The 16,396-nt window shown below is 39.7% G+C and carries 13 protein-coding genes and 1 tRNA gene; 9 read left to right on the top strand and 5 right to left on the bottom strand.

The features are described from left to right. Window positions 1-118: 118 nt before the first annotated feature. Both I6F66_RS17600 and gloB read right to left on the bottom strand, forming a co-directional pair. Window positions 119-1,699, bottom strand: coding sequence for a LysM peptidoglycan-binding domain-containing protein (locus I6F66_RS17600; protein ID WP_197209531.1), 1,581 nt, complete (start codon window positions 1,697-1,699; stop codon window positions 119-121). A 144-nt stretch (window positions 1,700-1,843) separates the two neighbouring features. Continuing rightward, entirely contained in the window at window positions 1,844-2,617 is a 774-nt protein-coding gene (gloB, locus tag I6F66_RS17595; RefSeq protein WP_197209530.1) for a hydroxyacylglutathione hydrolase, read from the bottom strand. Window positions 2,618-2,670: 53 nt separating this feature from the next. On the opposite strand from gloB, the gene I6F66_RS17590 reads away from it, so the two are divergent. Further along, entirely contained in the window at window positions 2,671-3,444 is a 774-nt protein-coding gene (locus I6F66_RS17590) for a class I SAM-dependent methyltransferase (protein WP_197209529.1), read from the top strand. Here the strand turns inward: I6F66_RS17590 and rnhA are convergent. Continuing rightward, a complete protein-coding gene (gene rnhA, locus I6F66_RS17585; protein WP_165728592.1) occupies window positions 3,441-3,905 on the bottom strand; it encodes a ribonuclease HI in 465 nt (154 codons plus the stop codon). The genes I6F66_RS17590 and rnhA overlap by 4 nt on opposite strands. 68 nt (window positions 3,906-3,973) lie before the next feature. Here rnhA and dnaQ point away from each other — a divergent pair, with 68 nt between their 5' ends. The 7 genes from dnaQ (at window position 3,974) to I6F66_RS17550 (ending at window position 11,953) form a co-directional block, all read left to right on the top strand. Continuing rightward, window positions 3,974-4,687, top strand: a complete 714-nt coding sequence (gene dnaQ / locus I6F66_RS17580; RefSeq protein WP_076924405.1) for a DNA polymerase III subunit epsilon — start codon at window positions 3,974-3,976, stop codon at window positions 4,685-4,687. 9 nt (window positions 4,688-4,696) lie between these two features. Beyond that, window positions 4,697-6,067 (top strand): TIGR03503 family protein, encoded by a 1,371-nt coding sequence (locus tag I6F66_RS17575; RefSeq protein WP_197209528.1) that lies wholly within the window; start codon window positions 4,697-4,699, stop codon window positions 6,065-6,067. 97 nt (window positions 6,068-6,164) lie between these two features. Next, window positions 6,165-6,241 (top strand) — tRNA-Asp (locus tag I6F66_RS17570). A gap of 256 nt (window positions 6,242-6,497) precedes the next feature. Continuing rightward, complete coding sequence (locus I6F66_RS17565) at window positions 6,498-7,211, top strand: response regulator transcription factor (protein WP_197209527.1); 714 nt, start codon at window positions 6,498-6,500, stop codon at window positions 7,209-7,211. After that, entirely contained in the window at window positions 7,208-8,566 is a 1,359-nt protein-coding gene (locus I6F66_RS17560) for a histidine kinase sensor domain-containing protein (protein ID WP_197209526.1), read from the top strand. Before I6F66_RS17565 ends, I6F66_RS17560 begins: the two co-directional genes overlap by 4 nt. A gap of 210 nt (window positions 8,567-8,776) precedes the next feature. Next, window positions 8,777-10,813, top strand: a complete 2,037-nt coding sequence (locus I6F66_RS17555; RefSeq protein WP_197209525.1) for a TonB-dependent siderophore receptor — start codon at window positions 8,777-8,779, stop codon at window positions 10,811-10,813. 18 nt (window positions 10,814-10,831) lie between these two features. Next, window positions 10,832-11,953: a PepSY domain-containing protein gene (locus I6F66_RS17550; RefSeq protein WP_197209524.1), complete on the top strand. Its 1,122-nt coding sequence runs from the start codon at window positions 10,832-10,834 to the stop codon at window positions 11,951-11,953. Window positions 11,954-12,078: 125 nt separating this feature from the next. On the opposite strand, the gene fadE is transcribed toward I6F66_RS17550, so the two are convergent. Next, a complete protein-coding gene (fadE, locus tag I6F66_RS17545; protein ID WP_197176771.1) occupies window positions 12,079-14,535 on the bottom strand; it encodes an acyl-CoA dehydrogenase FadE in 2,457 nt (818 codons plus the stop codon). Between the two features lie 325 nt (window positions 14,536-14,860). Between fadE and I6F66_RS17540 the strand changes: the two genes are divergently transcribed. Continuing rightward, the gene (locus tag I6F66_RS17540) at window positions 14,861-15,625 is read left to right on the top strand and encodes a class II glutamine amidotransferase (protein ID WP_165740353.1); all 765 of its coding nucleotides are present in this window, start codon (window positions 14,861-14,863) and stop codon (window positions 15,623-15,625) included. A 31-nt stretch (window positions 15,626-15,656) separates the two neighbouring features. Here I6F66_RS17540 and I6F66_RS17535 read toward each other — a convergent pair whose 3' ends face one another. Next, on the bottom strand, window positions 15,657-16,391 hold the full coding sequence (locus tag I6F66_RS17535) for a DUF3108 domain-containing protein (protein ID WP_197120087.1): 735 nt from the start codon (window positions 16,389-16,391) through the stop codon (window positions 15,657-15,659). Window positions 16,392-16,396 lie beyond the last annotated feature (5 nt).

The raw sequence follows: 16,396 nt of genomic DNA, 5'->3' as shown, positions 1-16,396 counted from the left end.
CCCGATGGGTTAAGCCAAAACCATCTAAGTATCCCCATAAAAAGAAAAATGCCAGTCAGCTTAACTGACTGGCATTAAGCGCATGCGCTCCTTTTTGCTTTTAATATAGTTTTATAAATTAACTACTTCTGACATCTACTTTAAGTTTTAGCTTTTGGCCAGGTTGTAAGTATTTTTGACCGGCTAAATTATTCCACTTAATAATTTCGTTAACGCTTAGATTAAACTTAGACGCAATACGTGCAAGTGAGTCACCACGGCGTACTTTGTATGTAATAGTACGGTTGGTGCTTGCCGTTGCTTGTGGTTTATTAGCTGACTTATACACAGTTAGTTTTTGATTTAGGCGCAATACAGAGTTTTTCTTTAGTTTATTCCATTTAGCCAACTCATCCATAGTGACGTCATATTCGCGGCTAATATCCCATAACGTGTCGCCACTTTTAACTGTGTGCGAAAGCTTTGTGCGAGTTGCTTTATTAGCAGCTAAACGCATCTGCTTTGGTAAATGCTCGCTATTTATAGCGCCATCAGTAAGCGGGACTAATAACTCTTGGCCTACTTTAATCGTATTTGATTTGAGTTTATTAAGCGATCGGATTGCACTTGAGCTTGTTGTAAACTTTTTGGCAATTACCGATAAGCTGTCGCCTCGAGCCACAATATAACGCTGCCAGCGTAATCTGTTTTTAACATCAGTGTTTGCTAGTTTTTGGCTAAATTGCTCTGCTTTATCAACAGGCAGTAATAAAGAATGTGGGCCATTAGGATCAGTTGCCCAGCGGTTAAAACCAGGGTTTAATCTGTATAGCTCAGTAAGCGTCATATCAGCCATGTCAGCGGCAAGCGCTAAATCTATTTGAGAGCCTACATCAACCACTTCAACCACTTGTGCATTAATTACTGGTTGCCATGTAACGTTAAAATCATCTGAGCGTTTTAATAAATCGGCAAGTGCTAACAACTTTGGTACGTAGGCTGTTGTTTCACTTGGTAAATCAAGAGACCAAAAATCGGTAGGTAAATGCTTTTTACGATTCTTTTTAATCGCGCGCATCAAGCGCCCTTCACCTGAATTATAAGCAGCAATCGCATTTAGCCAATCGCCTTCAAGTGTTTTATGTAGATACGATAAGTAATCAAGTGCTGCGCGAGTCGATTGCACAATGTCGCGGCGACCGTCGTACCACCAGTTTTGTTTTAAATCGAATCGCTCACCGGTTGCAGGCATAAACTGCCAAATGCCCGATGCGCTGCGATTAGAATAACCAAACGGGTCAAATGCACTTTCTACAATAGGCAGTAGTGCAATTTCGATTGGCATTTCGCGCTTTTCTACTTCTTCAACTATGAAGTGTAAGTAAGGTTCTGCACGTTTAGAAATACGATCTAAGTAACTTTGGTGGCGAGCGTAATAATTACGTTCAGTAACAACAGGGCGGTTTTGCGGTATTTCGATAGAAAGTTGGTAGCGAATTCGCTCCCATACATCATCAAATACAGGGGCTTCTTGCTCGTCAGGGTCAACTTGTTGATATTGTGCGTTTACCATCAATGCATTGTTAATGTCGTTTGGACTTGCGCCTTCGAGTTGTTGATTTGCTTGCGTGGCGACTTGAGAGTCTGAGTCTAGAGTTGTCACAGTTTGACAACCACTTAGCGCTAACGCCAAGGCTACTAATAGGGGAGATTTATTCATAAATACCAATACATCGGGTAAAAAACTCGGCGAATACTACCTGTTATGAGTTAACATTGCCACATAATGACTTTCTTAAACGCAGGAATAGAATCATCACTTTAATTTAAGTTAATGATTCTAATTGATTTTTAAACCTATGTCTTAAAAATTGTCTTTGAACTGTCTCAGACTAGCAAAGTTTCCCCAAGGTTCATTGTTTTTTGTAACCGAGATAAATTTCTCCGGGACTAGTTCTGTAATGGTTGGCAAGTCGCTACGCATAAATGGATTTATTTTTAGCTCCTGTCCAATAGAAGTAGGTAATGAGATTTGATCATTACTGCGTAATTCATCTACTTTTTTACTGTACGCGAGTAACTCAGGGTTACGTGGTTCAACTGCTTTTGCAAAAGCAAGGTTAGCTTGTGTGTACTCGTGAGTGCAATACACACTACAGCTTGTAGGAAGCTCTCTTAGTTTATTAAAAGATTTCCACATTTGCTCCGGTGTGCCTTCAAATAAGCGCCCACACCCACCGCTAAACAATGTATCGCCTGTAAAAGCAAGTTCATCATTTGTATAACAAATATGATCAAGCGTGTGCCCAGGAGTTGCTAAAATAGTAAAGTTAACATTAAGTACGTTAATGCTCTGACCATCAGTAAGTGAATGAGTGATACCTTTAAATGGGCTATTAGCAGGGCCATAAACCGATATATTTGGATAAGCGTCAACTAATGCAGCTACGCCATCGGTATGATCGTAGTGATGATGTGTAATTAAAATACCACCGAGCGTTAGGTTATGCTCAGCTAAATGCGCTAATACGTTCTGTGCTTGGCCAGGATCGACTACCCATGCTTGGTTACTGTTATCGGTAGTTAAACACCAAATGTAATTATCAGAAAAGGCTTTAATTGCTTTGACTTGCACCATGGTAAATTGCTCTATAAAGTGACAGTTAACACATAGTATAACGAGCTCAAAAAATGAAACCAGCCCTTAGTTTTCAAGAAGGACCCAAACCACTGTCGTGGCAGCAGTTTCCTCATGGGGATTATTTGCGCACAGACATCGAACGAAAGATGGAGCAATGGCTGCCGCGTATGTTTGGCTATCATATGCTGAAATTGGGTAATTTAAGTGGCGAATTAAACACAAGTATAAGTACGATTAAACATCAAGTGTGTGTTGCAGAGCCTGGGCCTTATACAGGCGTAGTGGCTGACATAGATGAACTGCCATTTTACGAGCACAGTATTGATGCCTGCATACTAAGCCACTGTTTAGAGTATCACTCAGACCCACACCATATTTTACGCGAAGCGCATCGCACGCTTATTCCGGGTGGTTATATAGTAGTGACTGGCTTTAATCCGTTTAGTTTGTGCGGACTTGCACAAATGTTGCCCTTTAGTGGTCAGAAATTACCGTGGACAGGGCGCTTTTTTACACCCGCGCGAGTTAAAGACTGGTTAAACTTACTTGGTTTTGAAATTGTAAGTGATGAACGTTTTATTTATTCATCATTAGCAAGAGGTAATAGGCTATCAAGATTTGAGTTTTGGCGTACCTTTGCTAAGCAGTATTTAAAACCGATGGGCAGTGTTTATATGCTGGTGGCACGAAAAAGGGTTGCGCCACTTACGCCAATAAAACCTAAGTGGCATGCAAGGCCGCAGTTTGCACCAGTAAAAGGGGCTGGGCTTAGACAAACCTCTAAGCAGCATTACAAAACGTGCGACCAAGAAAATAATAGTTAAGGCTGATAGCCTACATCTTCTAGTAAATCTTTACTGCCAGCGGCATCGCGTGCTAAATCGTCAACTATTTCGTTGTACTTATGGCCGCTATGCCCTTTAACCCATTTCCAGGTCACCTTGTGCTCGCTACAGGCTTTATCTAGGCGTTTCCATAAATCGACGTTTTTAACCGGCTTTTTAGCTGATGTTAGCCAGCCACGTTTTTTCCAGTTAGTGATCCACGATTCAATACCTTGCTTAACATATTGGCTATCGGTTGTTAGGTTTACTTCACATTCTCGAGTGAGTGATTCTAGGGCTACAATAGCCGCGAGCATTTCCATTCGGTTATTCGTTGTGAGTTTATAACCTTGGCTCATTTCTTTTTCGTGGCCGTTATAAATCATAAAAATACCATAACCGCCGGGGCCTGGATTACCTAAACATGAGCCATCGGTGTAAATCTCTACGGTTTTTTGCACTGTTTTACCTTGATCTTATGTACAATAAAGTGATTATAGAAAGATACCAGAATCAGGCTAAATTCGATATGGCACGTAGACAAATAGTTTTAGATACAGAAACCACCGGCATCGACCCTAAACAAGGGCACCGCATTATAGAAATTGGTTGTGTGGAGTTAGTAAATCGCCGTTTAACAGGCAATAACTTTCACGTTTATATAAACCCACAACGGCCAAGCGAAGAAGAAGCAATTGACGTTCACGGTATCACTAACGAATTTTTACGTGATAAACCGTTGTTTCATCAAATTGCCCAAGAGTTTTTCGACTATATTGAAGGGGCAGAGTTAGTTATTCATAACGCCCCGTTCGATATAGGCCACATGGATAACGAATTTGCGCTACTTAATCAGGGCTATCCTAAAACAGATACTTTTTGTCAAGTTCTCGACACGCTTAAAATGGCGCGTGACTTGCATCCAGGTCAAAAGAACAACCTTGATGCATTATGTCGTCGTTACGATGTAGATAACGGTAAACGAACGCTTCACGGCGCGCTACTGGATTCTGAGATTTTAGCCGATGTGTACCTTGCCATGACGGGCGGTCAAACAAAGCTAAACTTGAATCAAAATAAAGATGACGGCAGCGAGCAACAGAAGGGCGGTATAAAGCGTTTAAATAGTGATAGAGCCCCATTAGTTGTATTACGAGCAAGCGACGCTGAGCAAAGCGCACACGAAGCACGATTAGATCTTGTAAACAAAGAAGGCGGCCAATGTATATGGCGCGCTGAATAAGGAAATTTAATGAAAACGATGTATTTTGTAACAGCGTTATGTGCAGCTAGTTTATTTACTGGCAATGCATATGGCGTAAAACAAGTAGAAGTGCTCAAGCGAGATGGGCATCAAAATGAGATCCCTTTACTTGATAATCGTTTTCGCATAGATAGCAAAATTGATGAAATAACACTGCTCTTTTTTAGAAAGTCAGGCGCACCTGCAGTTATTTTAGTCAGGCCCGATGGCAGTAAGTACTTTGCTACTGACTCAGTTAAAAACCCTAATTTAGATTGGTTTGACGAACTCAGCTACGATTTAGTCACCATAAAAAAACCAATGGCAGGTCCTTGGCAAGTGATAGGCAGTATTTTACCCGACAGCCGAATAGTTGTATTAGGCGAAATATCTCTTGAGGCAGAGCCTCTTCCTTCAATGTTGTTTAGAGGGGAGACAATAAAAATCACCGGAAAAATACTAAACGACGGTGAGCCAATTAATACAAACCTATTTAGAGATGTTGTTAGCCTTAATGTTGACTTTGTAAGCACCAACAACGAAAGCTTTGCTAACTTTGGCGCAGGCATTCAAGAAGTCGCTGAATTTAAAGACGATGGGCGTGGATTTGATGAGCGTCCTAAAGATGGTGTGTTTACCGGCGAGTTTACTTTAGATTTTCCTGCGGGTGAATGGACACCAGAGCTTTACGTTGCAACTCCGCTGCTACAGCGCCGTATTGTGCAAAATACAATAGAAGTGCACGAACCGCCTTTTGTAACCGAGGTCGCGTTAGCAGAGCAAGACACTGACGATCATTTACTGATTATAAATATAGACCCCAATATTGTTAAGCCAGAAACAGTCATCATCCAGGGAAAAATTTATTACCCTAATAACGAAGAGCAAATGTTTACCATAGATGCTGCTGCTAAAGACTCACGCCAGCTTAGTGTAAAAAATTATGATTGGGGTAGATATAGTGTTGAGCTGTCTGTTTTTGGCACGAATATTAATGGTCGTGAATTTATGGCAACGCTACCAACGTATAAATTTGAGATAGAACGACCCATAGAAGCGGTGCCCGAAATTGATCCGGCAACGATTATTACGCCAGATAAAATGATTGAGAGTGAGCCTGTTGAAGAAAAAATGGCCACATCTACAATTATTAGTTTAATTGTAGGCTGCAATACGCTCATTTTATTACTAGGTTGGTTAGCAATTCGTATTTTTGTGCAGAAAAAACCGATTAAATTTAAAGTGAAGCTACCTTTTTTAAAGAAAAAGAAAGCAAGTGAGGGTGATGTTGCCGACACAGAAAAAAATCAAGTCGGTAAAAATGGCTCAAAAAATGACAGATCAGGTGAAATTTTAAACCTTTCGATGACAGATGACTAAAAAACCTATAAAAAAACAAAAAAGCCCTTGACGAAATAGGGGTTGGTTCGTATTATTCACGCCGCTGTCAGGGAGACCTAAACAGCAACGGAAATATGGAGTGGTAGTTCAGTTGGTTAGAATACCGGCCTGTCACGCCGGGGGTCGCGGGTTCGAGTCCCGTCCACTCCGCCACTTGTTATTTCTTCAATAACAAGTTTATGTTTAAAAAACACTCAAAACACTCAAAACACTCAAAACACTCAAAACACTCAAAACACTCAAAACACTCAAAACACTCAAAACACTCAAAACACTCAAAACACTCAAAACACTCAAAACACTCAAAACACTTAAAAAATTAACTTTCTTCCTACACACTGCTTTTGATATTGATTTGTATTACCATTTGCTTTAATTTGTTTTAATACTATAAAAATTATGGCTTTCTATGTCTGCACTACAGGCCTATCAACGCAACAAATCTGATTTTGATATTTTAGTTGTTGAAGACGATACATTACTTAATGATCAAATTACTGAATTACTAGGCAATCAAGGATACTCTGTTACACAGTGTTTTGATGGTAATCAAGCGCTTGATTTAGCGGTTGCTCAACGTTTTAGTCTTATTTTATTAGATGTTATGTTGCCGGGCAAAGACGGTTTAGCAGTACTTAATATTTTACGTAGTTGTAATAACACCCCTGTAATAATTGTATCGGCAAAACATGCTGAAGAAGAGCGCATTCTAGGTCTATCAGCCGGTGCAGATGATTACTTAGCAAAACCGTTCAATAGCCAAGAATTATTACTACGCGTAGATTCAGTACTAAGGCGCGTTTTTAAACAAGACACAAATACCCCTTACATTGCTAATATTGATGGACTTGAAATAGATAGCCTACACCAGCAAGTTTTTCTGCATTGTGAGCTATTAGCTTTTACGCCTATTGAGTTTGCCTTGCTGCAAATTTTAATGAAAAACCAAGAACAAATACTGTTAAAACCTTTTTTATATCAAGTGGCGCTTAACAAGCGTTTCAGTCAGTACGATCGTAGTTTAGATATGCATATGAGTCGTATACGAAAAAAATTAAATAACGCCGGCTGGGATGGCAGCCGTTTACACACTGTGCATGGGCAAGGGTACTGTATCAAATGACACGACGTTTATTTTGGAAGCTGTGCTTAATTATTGGTACTGGTGTTGTTGCGATGTTTTATTTAATTAATGTCGCGGTTAATCATTTTGAAAATGATATGAGCATGCTAAGTGACTCAAGCCGAGAAGAGTTAATTAATTGGCAAAAAAAGGCTGAGGTTATATTTGATCAAGGCGATATGAGCGAACTTGAGCGTTGGGTTGATGATTTACAACAACAAGAGAGTATTTGGGCTGTAATTGCTAAAGCCAATGTGATTGAGTTAGCAGGTAATCGTTCTCATCGTTATGAGTATACAGGGTATAACTTGGGGCGAAGTATTGATTGGAAAATCCATCTGTATTTTGAGCATGCACCCGTTATGCAATTACCCTTTAAAGATGGTGCAACTAGCCTTGTTGTGCAGTTGCCGCAAAGAATGCACCCAGGATCACTTTGGAATTTAACACGTTTGTCGTTACAAGTTTTATTGCCAATGCTGATATTGGTGTGTTTATCGATTGTGCTATATCGCCATATTATGCACCCTATTAAAGAACTCGACTTAGCAAGTAGGGCATTTAGCAAAGGAGACTTTAGTGTCAGAGTTCGGGAGCAGTTGGGCTCACGCAATGATGAACTATCTCAGCTAGCTGAAACATTTGATTTAATGGCAGAGCGGATCAGTGATCAAATTATGCATCAACGTGTATTATTAACTGACTTGTCTCACGAGTTAAGAACACCTTTAACACGTTTAGATATAGCAACTGACAATTTACTCACTCACAGAGAAAAGGGTGTAGAAGACACGCAAATCAAATTAGAGCGTATTCACAAAGAGTCACAGCACATCCGTAAGTTAGTGGATGACACGCTTACTTTATCTTGGTTAGATAACGAGTCACCTCAGTTGCGCATCGAATCTTTGGATTTAGTCGATTTACTCGAAATCCTCATTGAAGATGGGCGTTTTGAGTACCCAGATAAACTTATTTTTGCTGACTTACCGGATCAAGCCCATATTGAAAACAGTAATCACAGAGCATTAGGTCAAGCACTTGAGAATATACTTAGAAATGCGCTACGTTACACACCCATTAATAAAAAAGTACGGGTTAGTCTCATTGATTATAAACATGAATATCAAATTATTATTGCAGATCAAGGTCCAGGAGTACCTAAAGAGCATTTAAATACTATTTTTAGACCTTTTTTCCGGATTGATTCAGCTCGCTCATGCAACAGTGATAGCTTTGGTTTAGGGCTTGCTTTAGCACAAAGGCAATTACATGCGATTGCTGCAACAGTATGTGCTAAAAATGATACTGCAGGTGGTTTAGTAATGACTGTAACGGTTCCTAAAGGTGTATAAATTACATTTCATATTGTGTGCTTGTAAAAACTGAGCAACGCTTTCTCGTCCTGTTCACGCCCTTACTTACATATTTTTAGGCAACTAAAGTAGGTTGCACCTAACGCGTCTTTGTATATGTCCTAAATGTAACAAATGTAAAGTTGCTATGCTTTTCATTAAAAGAAAATGATAATCTTTCTTATTTGCAATTAAGAAGGAACGTCCCCCTTGAAAAAATTAGCCTTAATGAGTGCCATTTGTGCATCATTTAGTTCACCTATATACGCGCAAGAACTTACTAAAAGTACAGCGTCTGTTGAAAAAATATCTGTAGTTGGTTCTGCAACTAATTTGAGTATTACAGCTGAAGAAATAGAACAATATCAAGCAAGTGATCTGGCTGACATTTTTCGACATTCACCTTCTGTTAGCGTGGGCGGCTCGGTAGGCGTTGCACAAAAGATCTATATTCGTGGTGTTGAAGATTCTTTATTAAATATAACGGTTGATGGTGCACAGCAAACATCAACGTTATTTCATCATATTGGTCGTGTAACAATAGATCCTGACCTATTACAGCAAATAGATGTGCAAGCAGGTGCCGGCGAAGCAACAAGTGGTCCTGGTGCGATTGGCGGCTCTATCCGCTTTAAAACTAAAGACGCGCAAGACCTACTTAATCAAGGTGAACAATTTGGTGGACGTGTTAAAGCAAGTTACTTTTCAAATGACGGTACGCGTTTAAGCACTAGTGTATACGGTAAATTAAGTGATACATGGGGCGTACTAGGATATTTCAGTACTGTGGATCGCGAGAACATGGAAGATGGTGATGGCGATACTATTTATGGTACGGCTGCCGATCAAGATATGATGTTTATTAAAGCCAGTGGTGAGTTAGCAGATAATCATCATTTGTCGGTAAGTATAGAAAAACGCGACGAAGAAGGGGATTTTTCAGCACGCCCTAACTGGGCGGTACAAGAAGGTGATGCTTTGTACCCAAGTGAAGCAGAGCGAGAGACTTACGTTGCCAATTATATATTTTCTTATAATAACTTATTGTATTTAGAGGCGACAGCATACAAAACCGAATCATCTTTTAATGGCGGCCGATTTGCTTGGCTTGCTGATATTGACACATATGGCTTAGGTATTCGTAATACAAGTATTATTGATGAACATAAATTTGTTTATGGCATTGATTATAGAAACGATGAAGTATCGAGTGGGTCTGCAGCTGGTGCAAAAGAAAATTCAGAAAAAGGCAGTGTACTGGGTGTTTATGTACAAGGTTATAGTGATATTACTCCACAACTTTTACTGAGTTATGGAGTGCGTTTTGATAGTTATAAGTTTAAACAAGACATCCTATTAGATGAATATTATGGGACTGCAATTACAGAAAGTGCATCGAGTTTAGACGACAATGAAGTGAGCTTTAATATCGGTTTAGCATACGATATTAATGATGCTTGGACAGTAGGGCTTGGGTATGCTGAAGCCGCGCGTGGTAAACAAATAGGGGATGGCTTTACCATTGATGGATATTTATATGACGGTTCAGATATTCCAGTAGCGGATGAAAGTTTAGTACCTGAGACCGTAGCTAATATTGAAGCATCTATAACGTACACTAATGAAAATTTATCCGCTAAGGCAAGTATTTATAATTCGTCTTTAGATGATGTGATATTTGAAGGGTATGAAGGAAACTCGGTTTATAACAATATAGGCACGTTAGAGACTAAAGGGTTTGAGTTTGACCTAGCATATCGTTTAAATTCATTTGATTTCTTCATTGGATTTTCAGCTACTGATACAGAGCTTGACCCACGTGATGGGTTGTACAGTGTAAGTTATGATGCAATTGATATTAATGGCTATGAGTTTGTCGGTTTAGGTAATAGCAGAGGCAATACATGGGTTGCCGGCGTTGATTACGACATTAACACCGATGCAAAGGTTGGTTTTAGTGTAATTAAAGTCGATTCACTCGATATTAATACTCTTCATCAAGCTGTTGACCTTGGTTGGACCGATTCTTTATATACCCTAAATAAACCAAGCTATACCACTGTTGATTTATATGGGCAGTGGAATGTGACAAATGCATTATTATTTAATGTTGCTGTTACTAACTTATTTAATGAGTTATATATCGATCATTCAAGTGTGGGTGATTACAGTGAAGTATTTGACACTGTTGTTGGTCCATACGAATCTGGGCGCGATATTCGCTTATCGATTTCTTATCAGTTTTAAGAATAAGTAACTTATTTTATGTTCTTAAAATTGTTTAAAAAGTGGGTCTTTTGGGCTCACTTAATTATAGGTTTAATCGCCGGTTTATTTATTTTTAGCATGTCGTTCACGGGTTTTTTATTAACCTATGAGCGACAGATTGTTGAGCTAGATGAAATGCGATTTACTGTAAAAAGCACCTATGCTCAACAGCGGCTATCGACTGATGATGTTGTAGATATTTTGCAAGAATCGCATCCGAGTCAATCACATATTTATATTCGTTGGGTAAATCGAGAAGGGGCTGCTATTCCTGCCTGGGCGGGAAAACATAGCTACTTATTACACCCTTATACGGGAGATGTTATTCGTGAAGGAGAGGGGCTAGCGGCTGGTTTTTTTCACGTTGTAACTGATATACATCGTTATTTATTACTGCATGGCGCTTCACAAGTGATTGGCAAAAATATAAATGGCTACGCTAATCTATTTTTTATCTTTTTATTACTATCGGGTGCTTATCTGTGGTTACCAAAGCGATTTAATCGCTCTGCATTAAAAGGATATTTATTACTAGCAAAGAGTTATAAATCATCACATCATCGAAATAGGCAGTGGCATTTAGTTTTTGGAATTTGGTGTTTACCGGTTTTACTCGTTTTGTCATTAACGGCTACTTTGTTTCATTTTGACTGGGCGAATAAGGCACTGTACGGCGCATTTGGACAAAGTGTACCGGAGCGAGAAAAGCATCTACCAGTATTCGATTTATCGGCAGATGAAGTACTGTACGATGCTTTATTTCAACAAGCTAAAGTACATGCAATTAATAATGGTGCTGCTGATTGGTATTCGATGTGGTTAGAATTAGGTGACAAAAAACACGAAGCACGTTTTTATATTGATACCAGTATTGGGAATCGCCAAGAATATGCGTATTCATTATTTTTAGATACTCGCACTGGTGATGCAATTAAAACGTTAAAAAAATCGGATTGGACGCGAGGCGATCAAGCATGGGGAACATCTCGATTTTTACATACCGGTGAATACTTTGGTTTTTTAGGGCAAACATTAGCTGGTTTGGCATCATTGCTCGCATGTTTTTTAGTGTATACAGGCATAGTTTTAGCATGGAAGCGACTGATAAATAAGCGTTAATTTACACTTATCGCCGAGTATTTGATTGCTTGAGATGTGCGATTTGATATATAAGAATTTATTTTACACAAAAAAGCCAGCGCATTAGGCGCTGGCTTTTAGTATTCAAATGCTTACTTAGTTAATTAAGCGGCATCAGCTTCTTTTTTAACACTATTACGGGCTGCTTTGCCTGCAAGTAAATCAGCAGGGTCAAAGTCATCAACGTTAATAACATCTAAACGAGATTGCTCAACAGCAGCTAGTTTATCAGCCTCTACTTGGCTTAAAATGCCTGCTTCAAGACCCATTTGTGCTACTTTATCAAGCTGGAAGAATGGCAGTTTAAGGCCTTTTTCTTTACATACTCTTTCAAATAATGGCTCAACATCAAGGACGTCTTTAAGCGTTTGCTCTTGACGACCTACAAGGTTAAGCGGCTCATTTGTTAAGTATACATAGCTTGCTAAACGGTTACGCGTTTCGCTAGGTACTTGTAGTAGTTGCGCAAGTTTATGCTCAAGTTGGTCAGTTGGTTTACGAACCGGGCGACCAAACGGGAATAACAATACTTTTAACACGGCGCGTAGTGGAGCCGAAGGCATGTTATTAATTAAATCAGCAAGTGCACGTTGGCAATGGTAAAGGTGATCTTGGCAACTCCATTTTACTAGAGCAAAATCTTCTTTTTTACGACCTTCATCGTTGTAACGCTTAAGCGTTGCAGACACTAAGTATAAGTAGCTTAGTAAGTCACCTAAACGTGCAGAAATACGTTCTTTACGTTTTAGTGAGCCACCAAATACTGCCATGCTAATGTCAGACATAAGAGCAAGTGATGCACTAAAGCGTGACGCTATACGGTAAAATTCAGCTGTTTCGTCGTTGTACGGCACACTTGTAAAACGAGCACCTGTGAGCGCAAGCCACTTAGTACGCACAAGGTTCGACATAGTAAAACCAATATGGCCCATTAGCGCTTTATCAAATACATTAAGCGCTTCTTCGCGGTCTTCTATTTCACATGCACCAAGCTCTGTTAGTACGAATGGATGACAGCGAATTGCACCTTGACCATAAATAATCATATTACGGGTCAAGATGTTTGCACCTTCAACGGTAATGGCAATAGGTGCACCTTGATAGCCACGACCTAAATAGTTATTTGGCCCAAGCATGATGCCCTTACCGCCAAGTACATCCATTGCATGAATAGTTGCATCACGCATTTGCTCTGTAAGGTGGTATTTAATAATGGCAGAAACAACCGATGGCTTTTCGCCTAAATCAACCGCACCCGTAGACATGCTAACCGCAGCATCAGAGCTGTAAGCGTAACCAGCTAATTTAGCTAGTGACTCTTCAACACCTTCCATTTTACCAATAGGTAAACGGAACTGACGACGAATTCGGCTGTAAGCACCTGTCGCAATAGCAATCATTTTAATGCCACCGGCAGAGTTTGACGGCAATGTAATTGCACGACCAACCGATAAACATTCAACCAGCATACGCCAGCCTTGACCAGCCATATCTGGACCACCAATAATGTAATCAAGTGGTACAAAAATGTCTTTACCGCGAGTAGGCCCATTTTGAAATGGTACGTTAAGCGGGAAATGTCGACGACCAATTTCAACTCCAGGAGTATCCGTTGGTATAAGTGCACAGGTAATACCTGGCTCTTTATTGTCGCCAATTAAGCCATCTGGATCTTGTAACTTAAACGCAAGACCAAGTACGGTAGCAACTGGGGCAAGTGTAATGTAACGCTTATTCCACGTTAAACTAACACCCACAACTTCTTCACCATTCCATTGCCCTTTACATACCACACCGTAGTCTGGAATTGAGCTTGCATCAGAACCCGCTTCTGGCGACGTTAATGCAAAACATGGAATTTCTTGACCGCTCGCTAGGCGCGGCAAGTAATGATCTTTTTGTTCTTTTGTACCATAGTGTTGTAATAATTCACCTGGGCCTAAAGAGTTCGGTACACCAACAATTGACGAAAGTAATGTTGATTTACTTGTTAGTTTTTGAAGTACACATGACTGTGCAAATGCAGAAAACTCTAAACCGCCATATTCTTTTTTGATGATCATGGCAAAGAATTTATTATCTTTTAGATATTGCCATACATCTTGAGGAAGGTCGGTTAGTTCGTGCGTTGCTTCCCAATCGTCCAACATGCTACATACTACTTCAACAGGGCCATCAACAAAGGCTTGCTCTTCAATAGTAAGTTTAGGAACTGGGTATTGGTGAAGCTTTTTCCAATCTGGGTTACCACAAAATAAATCAGCTTCCCACCACGTTGTACCGGCATCAATAGCTGATTTTTCAGTATCAGACATGCTTGGCGTTACTTTTTTAAACATAGCAAAAATTGGCTTGATAATATATTGCTGACGAATGCCAGTAACAGAAAGAGGAACCGCGATGATCAAAAAGATCAACCAGCTAATTAAACCAAAAGCACCCGCAAAGGTACCAATTAATAAAGTAATAGCTGAAACACCAAGTGCTGTGTTCCAACTTGCTCTGTGGTAAATCGCAGTGCAAAGCAACACGATTAGAACCAGTGTAAATATGAGTGTCATTTTTATTCCTTAATAGAGGTCAGACCACCTCACTTAGAGTAGCGCTAGTAACAGTAATTTTCAAGTACATAACGATGTTAAATTGTAGTAGAAAGTAACTTAAATACGATATTTAATTACCCGACAGAGGAACGCTTAATTACTATCGTATAGTCAAAGCGTTAGCTGCAAGTATTGTTAACGTAAAAATAAATAAATCTAATAGCAAAATGACACTTTTTAAGTAAGTATAGTAATCATAGTGGGCTGTAAATTAGTGTACGCCTAATGTAAAAATATAACGCTATTTATTTTTAATGTATGGTTTTTAAGGGTTATTTTATTAATGTGTGAATTACTTGGCATGTCAGCCAACGTGCCTACCGATATTTGTTTTAGTTTTTCAGGCCTTTTAGAGCGTGGTGGAAATACCGGCCCACATAAAGATGGGTGGGGTATTACGTTTTACGAAGGTAAAGGCTGTAGAACCTTTAAAGATCCTGAGCCGAGTTATCAATCTGAAATAGCTAAACTCGTTAAAGCATACCCAATTAAAAGTGTATCGGTTATTAGCCATATTCGACAAGGGAACCGCGGTAGAGTGTGTCTGGAAAACACCCATCCGTTTACACGAGAGTTGTGGGGGCGTGAGCTCACCTATGCACACAACGGGCAACTATCAAATTATCATGATTTAAAAACAGAGTACTATCGTCCAGTGGGGAACACCGATAGCGAACTCGCTTTTTGTTGGTTACTCGATAAAATTCGCGAAAAATACCCAAAACGTCCAAGTAATATGGCATCGGTTTTTAGATACGCCGCTAAGCTCTCGCATACGTTGCGTGAAAAAGGCGTGTTTAATATGCTATTGACCGACGGGGTGTTTGTTCTAGCGTATTGCACTAATAACTTACATTACATAACGCGCCGTGCGCCATTTGGTAAAGCAACGTTGATTGATGCCGACATGGTGGTTGATTTTCAACAAGAGACCACACCAAACGATGTAGTAACAGTAATAGCCACAAGACCTTTGACAAATGATGAGCGCTGGCAAAAAATGGAGCCGGGGGAGTTTGCATTGTTTAAAATGGGTGAGCTAATTTAGCCCACCTATTTTATTACTGATTTATTTAAAGCTAGTTAGCTTCTTGAGGTTGTTGTGCTATAGCAGGCGCAACAGCTGTAGGTGCAGTAACAGTAAATGAATTCATTTGAACTTCAAACTGCTCCATGCCTTTTTCACCTTTCCACATACGTACCAGCATGTAATCCATTTCTGGCGCAAACCATGCAATTGCTTGGCGTTTATCGTTATCGTATAAACGCTTTACTTTAATAGCTTCTACATTACCGATAGGCAACGAAATCATCTCGGTGCCAGATACTTCAAAATTGTAGTCGCGGCGATTACCTTTTTTATCAATAAGCGGGAATGAAAAGCTCGTTTCGCCTTTTTTCAATCCTTCGCGTACTTGTACTTGGTACGAAATAGCATCCTGAAAGTCATCAGTCCATTCGCATTTAAGAGGGTATTCGCTAGCACTGCTAGTCACTACTTTGTTTGTTGTATCAAAATCAATTTTATAATCTTTATCAGGGCCTGTACCGGTGCGGATCATATTGTAATGATGCGGGGTGACCTTGCCATCTTTAAAGGTAAACTTTGATGTTTCTTCACGAGAATCAGAGAAAATCATCCACTCAATATTGCTGTGGTATGTTAGTTCATAAGTATCGTCGCCCATTTTTTTGAGCTCACGAACAGCCTCACCATGATTTTTACCTTTGCGTAAAATATCGTAGTTAGCTTGATATTGGGTCAATTCGCCTGCAATTAGGCTAGTTGGAAGTAAAGCGCCCGCACATAACAACAGGG

The organism is Pseudoalteromonas sp. NZS100_1 (assembly GCF_015864285.1).
Classification (GTDB): domain Bacteria; phylum Pseudomonadota; class Gammaproteobacteria; order Enterobacterales; family Alteromonadaceae; genus Pseudoalteromonas; species Pseudoalteromonas arctica.
This window is presented reverse-complemented; position numbering and strand designations above follow the sequence as displayed.

Excerpts from the sequence above, each read along its gene's own strand:
- dnaQ (WP_076924405.1), top strand. The coding sequence starts at position 3,974 with ATGGCACGTAGACAAATAGTTTTAGATACAGAAACCACCGGCATCGAC.
- I6F66_RS17560 (WP_197209526.1), top strand. The coding sequence starts at position 7,208 with ATGACACGACGTTTATTTTGGAAGCTGTGCTTAATTATTGGTACTGGT.
- I6F66_RS17540 (WP_165740353.1), top strand. The coding sequence starts at position 14,861 with ATGTGTGAATTACTTGGCATGTCAGCCAACGTGCCTACCGATATTTGT.
- I6F66_RS17575 (WP_197209528.1), top strand. The coding sequence starts at position 4,697 with ATGAAAACGATGTATTTTGTAACAGCGTTATGTGCAGCTAGTTTATTT.
- gloB (WP_197209530.1), bottom strand. The coding sequence starts at position 2,617 with ATGGTGCAAGTCAAAGCAATTAAAGCCTTTTCTGATAATTACATTTGG.
- fadE (WP_197176771.1), bottom strand. The coding sequence starts at position 14,535 with ATGACACTCATATTTACACTGGTTCTAATCGTGTTGCTTTGCACTGCG.
- I6F66_RS17600 (WP_197209531.1), bottom strand. The coding sequence starts at position 1,699 with ATGAATAAATCTCCCCTATTAGTAGCCTTGGCGTTAGCGCTAAGTGGT.
- I6F66_RS17590 (WP_197209529.1), top strand. The coding sequence starts at position 2,671 with ATGAAACCAGCCCTTAGTTTTCAAGAAGGACCCAAACCACTGTCGTGG.
- I6F66_RS17565 (WP_197209527.1), top strand. The coding sequence starts at position 6,498 with ATGTCTGCACTACAGGCCTATCAACGCAACAAATCTGATTTTGATATT.
- I6F66_RS17550 (WP_197209524.1), top strand. The coding sequence starts at position 10,832 with ATGTTCTTAAAATTGTTTAAAAAGTGGGTCTTTTGGGCTCACTTAATT.